At 55.1% G+C, this 4954-nt stretch carries 6 protein-coding genes and 1 pseudogene; all 7 read right to left on the reverse strand.

Annotated features, from left to right (window positions below):
• The coding region (locus BCL79_RS00025) for a hemagglutinin repeat-containing protein (RefSeq protein ID WP_259462062.1) at positions 1 to 382 on the reverse strand (382 nt) is incomplete at its 3' end.
• Positions 383 to 554: 172 nt separating this feature from the next.
• Positions 555 to 1079 carry a contact-dependent growth inhibition system immunity protein gene (locus BCL79_RS00030; RefSeq protein ID WP_121036596.1) on the reverse strand — a complete coding sequence of 175 codons (525 nt, stop codon included), beginning with the start codon at positions 1077 to 1079 and terminating at the stop codon, positions 555 to 557.
• Positions 1072 to 1437 (reverse strand): hypothetical protein, encoded by a 366-nt coding sequence (locus BCL79_RS00035; RefSeq protein WP_343182206.1) that lies wholly within the window; start codon positions 1435 to 1437, stop codon positions 1072 to 1074. Before BCL79_RS00035 ends, BCL79_RS00030 begins: the two co-directional genes overlap by 8 nt.
• A gap of 295 nt (positions 1438 to 1732) precedes the next feature.
• Entirely contained in the window at positions 1733 to 2059 is a 327-nt protein-coding gene (locus BCL79_RS00040) for a hypothetical protein (RefSeq protein WP_121036598.1), read from the reverse strand.
• Positions 2060 to 2224: 165 nt separating this feature from the next.
• Positions 2225 to 3311 (reverse strand): annotated as a pseudogene (locus tag BCL79_RS00045) (IS3 family transposase).
• 499 nt (positions 3312 to 3810) lie between these two features.
• On the reverse strand, positions 3811 to 4287 hold the full coding sequence (locus BCL79_RS00050) for a hypothetical protein (RefSeq protein ID WP_147433817.1): 477 nt from the start codon (positions 4285 to 4287) through the stop codon (positions 3811 to 3813).
• Positions 4288 to 4594: 307 nt separating this feature from the next.
• On the reverse strand, positions 4595 to 4954 hold a 360-nt coding region (locus BCL79_RS00055), incomplete at its 5' end, for an integrase core domain-containing protein (protein ID WP_147433818.1).

The following is a 4954-nucleotide window of genomic DNA, read 5'->3' on the forward strand; positions in this document are numbered from 1 at the left end:
TGGCAATCGCACCGCCCACCAGGTTCACGTGGCCGGCATCGACGTGGTAGCCGCCATCACCGGCGAACAGGCCCGACTGCTGGCCCACGCCCTGATAACTGCCGTTGGATTTGCCTCCGCTGGCGTAGCCGTCGGCACTCCAGGCGGTGCCGAACGACACCTGCACCCGGCCGCCCACCTGGCTGTTCTTGGACATGCTTTCCGCCACGTCCTGCAGCGACTCGATGGTCAGCGTGCCGCCGGCCTTTACATCGATGCGGTCGGCCGTCGCGGTGGCACCGCGCAGGGTGGTGTCACCCTCGGCCTTGAGCGAGATGTTCTGGCCCGTGAGCGTGGTGTTCTGCCAGGTGGTGCTGTTCGCGTTGGACCTGCTGCTGCCCACGCTCGCTTCAGCGTAGACATAGAAGCCGGAGAACGAGCGTGATTGTCTGTGGCGATTCCTTTGCAACACTCGAGTTGGACGGGCGCGGCACCCCAAGGGGCCATGTGACCCACATCAGCCCGGTCCTACCAGCAGTGGCCGCGCCCCGATGGCAGATAGATCTGCCCCATGTTCAACTACAGCGTGAAATAGCAAGGCGAACGCCGACGCCAATCTCTGAAGGAGTGCTTGTGGCGCTCAAAACGACGTTCTGATCTTCCGGCAGTGCTGCCCATGCATCGAGCTTTTCTTGGACGGAAGGGGATACGACTATCTGCTCGCGAATGCGCTCGGCATGGCAGCTGGATACAGACTTGAACAGCGCACGCTTGTTCTTGTACCCCAATTGACGCACAACGTCGTCAATACATGCCTCGTAGTACTGTCCGTTCAATTTCAGGTCGTACAGGTCCTTGTCAAAGGTCACGTCCGGATGGATCCAGACGTCATGACGAGGCGCGGCGAGAACAAAGCGGCTTGCATCCAGCGCTCTAAGAAGGGCCTCACCGATTAGGTGATCTTCGGCGCCGCCATGTAACAAGATTTTTTCCCCCAACGGGTCCCATCGCATACTTCGGTAGCCTGAAAGGGTATGCACAAGAATGAAATCCTTCCCACTCAATATGACCGTGGACGGTCTCTTTTCAACGTCATTCATATTGCTCAACCGTGGTGACCTTGACTGTAATTCCCTTGAGCTTGCCGTATTCCACGGCCTTCATAACCTCATCCCACTGAGCCGACCCGGTGTTCTTTGGAATTGCCACATGGACCTCACGCTGCGTTATCTGCGATGCGGACAGGCTTACATTGCTGAGCCGGTGTCCAGTAAAAGCGGCTGCATCGTCAATATTTCCCCTCAGGGTCGTAAAGATCTGCCGCGGATTGGTCAGTCGGGAAAGCGTGGTTGTATCCAAAGTTTTCGCGCTGATTGCCAAGCCAGTCGCGTCATCGAAGAAATCGAACGTCTTGAAGTTGGGTGGTAACCTGGCTTCTTCCGGCATCAACTTCGCCAGATAGTATTCCTAGGGCATGGATGCCCTTGCCCCATTGCATCCCTGTGCGACCAGGCCGACGTTCTCCACGCCAACTGGGCCGCCGACCCGTCCGGCCTGCACTGCCAACGCGCCGGCGGTCTCGGTCAATACAGGCGTACCAATAGTGCGCCCGCAGCCGGTTCCACATGGCGACGGGCCTCCTTGGGCCTGAGTGTCGCCGAATATTCTAGTTCTGGCTGGTCTGAATTATTGGGAGGAGGTCATCATCATCACACTGGCAATTGGAACGCCGACTAGGTGTTCCGTACATGGCCTATCGATTGGACCAGGTGAACACCCACGCCAGTGTATCGAGCGAGAGTCCGTCCAGAGTTGGGCGTGTAGCAAGCATCTGCACTTTGACCCAATCACCAACGGATTCTAGGGATTGAGTTGACCAGTCCGGACGAAGCTGCCCAAGCTCGCTAACCACTTCTTCGATCAACTTCTCCGAATCACGCAGGCTCTCTGAACCTACCAATTCCTCCAAGCGTTCCCTGCTGGCCTTCGGATACGCTTCAAACCCGAATCCATAGTAGGCAGCAAAAATGGAACCTATACTTATTTTCATTAGGCTCATAGTGTCTACTTTCTTGACCAAACCAGCTTATCCTTACCAGTAGAAGGGTCGACTGTCATGATCTTATCAACTTTTGGATTCTGCTTAAGCGCTGGCAGCTCGAACGTCTCCCAGATGTTGCCTGGCCTAAGGTTGGGCCCGACTACTGTGTAATCCCCCCGCTTTTAGCGGTCGCCAAAAATGGAACTACGCTGCCAGTGCAAGCTTCTGCACTGGCGTGATGCCGCCGAGCGCCATGCTTGGGCGCTCGTGGTTGTAAGTCCATAGCCAACGAGTGGTGATTTCCTGGACCTGTTCGATGTCATTGAACAGATGCTAGCAAGCCAAGCGTGACGCACGGTCCGGTTGTAGCGCTCGATGTAGGCGTTCTGCTGAGGATTGCCTGGCGGGATGTAGAGCAGCGCAATGTCTTGCCGCTCGGCCCATGCTTGCAGCGCTCCGCTGATGTACTCGGGCCCATTGTCGCAGCGTATGGCGCGGGGCTTTGCGCGCCATTGAATGACCTGTTCCAAGCTGCGGATGACGCGCGCCGCAGGCAAGGAGATGTCGACCTCCATCGCCAGTCCCTGGCGGTTGAAGTCATCCAGTACGTTGAGCATCCGGAAGCTGCGTCCATCAGCCAGCTGATCGTGCATGAAATCCATCGACCATGTCTGGTTGACCGCCTCAGGCGCGGCCAAAGGCTCCGGCACTTCCCGGACGATGCGCTTGCGCGGCTTGATGCTCAGATTCAGCTCCAAATCGCGATAGATCCGATACACGCGCTTGTGGTTCCAAGCGAAGCCCTTCACGTTGCGTAGGTGCAGGAAGCACAGCCCAAAGCCCCAATCGCGGTAGGCGCTGGTCAGCCTGAGCAACCAGTCGGCGATGATCGCATTTTCTTGGCAGGCCTTGGCCTGATAGTGGTAGCAGGTCTGACTCACCTCGAACGTCCTGCACGCATGAACGATGCTGGTGATGCCTGCCTGGACCGCCCGTCTGGCCATCTCGCGACGCTGAGATGGCCTCACCATTTTTTTGAGAGCGCTTCCTTCAGCAGCTCGGCACTGAGCTGCGCATCGGCGTACATCTTCTTCAGCCGCCGGTTCTCGTCCTGCAGTTCTTTTAGCTGGGACACCATGGACGCATCCATGCCGCCGAACTTGCTGCGCCACTTGTAGAACGTCGCTGAGCTGATGCCATGCTGTCGGCAAAGGTCCGGGACAGGCGTGCCGGCCTCGGCCTGCTTGAGTACGGCGATGATCCGGCTGTCTGTGAATCGTGATTTCTTCATGGGATCTCCTCGGGTTAGGTTACGAGAAAATTCCACTTCTGGCTGCGGCTAACCTGCGGGGGGATTACCTTTCCTTACCACCCAAAAGAGCGACATATGAAAGCCTGGTGCGATGCCGAAACTTCGTTTCATCCGTTGAAACTGGATCCACGACTTTCCTATACTGTCGAAACCACCGCTGGCAGTAGATGATTTCATGCTGCATCGACAAAGTCTCCTGTTCGAACCCTCTAGAAGAGTTGTCACCTCTTCACCCCGAAACTGGAAGTTCAGGAGGCCGGCGAGGTTCGATTTTCCATTCTCCTCGCAACAGAATAGATCCTCGATTGAAATATGACCGGGAGATCGGGAACGTGGTCAGCTACTCGCCTATCCTCTCATGAACGAGATATTGCAAAGGAGCATGCGCCAAGCTCCAGCGGTCAGAACGATCTCCACAGTGGCATCGGCAAGGTGAGTTCCGCAAATTTCCATCAAATTCTAGAAATTGTGCGGACCACTATAACCACTCCTCTCTGGCCAGACTCTCAAAATCACCAAAGTCAGGCATTTCGATAAAATGGCTACTTGCATCATATTCCTTACTAAGCTCACGAGACTCATTTGTACTGAAGTCTGTTTCCAGAATCGCAGCTTCTCCGGAAACCGAAAATGAGTAGGTTTCGCCGTAAATAACGGATTCACTTTCGATAGAATACTTCCTAAATGTAGCCAAACTCAGGAAAATTCTTGAGCCGCCCATGAACTCAAACTGATAGCTCAAATACTCACGGCAATGCGCATCCAAGAATCCAACTAATATTACTTTCTTATCCAACAGCATCTGAACATATGCCCGAGGAGCATCCTCAGGCCCTAGCAGTGCTGCGTATGAAAGCCCGGCATTATGCAGCCTCTCCGCCTCTTCCGCGGACATTGGATTTACAATTTTCTTGTATCTTCGAAACCACTGCTGACAGTAAATAATAGAATCCATTATCAATACACCCTCCCATTTGAATCTCTAATTGTAACATTTCGACGCGCCGCGTGATCTAGAATAGACTTTGGAATCGGCTTCAGCTGCGGAGGAATCTCCAAAATTAAATCCCCTACGAGCCGCTTCCCCGCCAACGTTCCACTCGAAGGCACGTTGGCAATGACAGCGCCGGCAGGATATTTTGAGACAGCTTCGTTTATATATTTTATTGCGGTGGCTTCATTGATGTTCGACAACTGCGTGTACTTGGGGTTATAAGAATCCAGTCGGGTGTAGTGTAATGACCCACCGGTTTCTGCTCAGGTCATGCGGTTAATGTAGCGGCATAAGCCGCGTCCGGGGTCATCATCTTCAGCGCCTGATGTGGGCGCTGTTGGTTGTAGAAGCCAATCCAGTCGCCAATGATCCGCAGGGCATGGACTTGGCTCTCAAAGCGGTGGCGATGCACGCACTGCTCCTTGAGTGTCCGGATTACGCGCTCCACCATCCCGTTCTGCTGCGGGCAGTGCGGCGTGATGAATTCCTGTTTCAGGCCGTAGCTGCGCACCAGGCGCGTGTAGTCACGGCTGGTGAAGACCAGACCGTTATCCGAGCGCAGCAGGAAAGGCTCCGGCACACGTCCCAGCGTGCCAAAGCGGGTGATCAAGGCCTGCTCCAGAGCGGC

It is taken from the genome of Stenotrophomonas rhizophila, from assembly GCF_003651185.1.
In the GTDB taxonomy this organism is placed as follows: domain Bacteria; phylum Pseudomonadota; class Gammaproteobacteria; order Xanthomonadales; family Xanthomonadaceae; genus Stenotrophomonas; species Stenotrophomonas maltophilia_Z.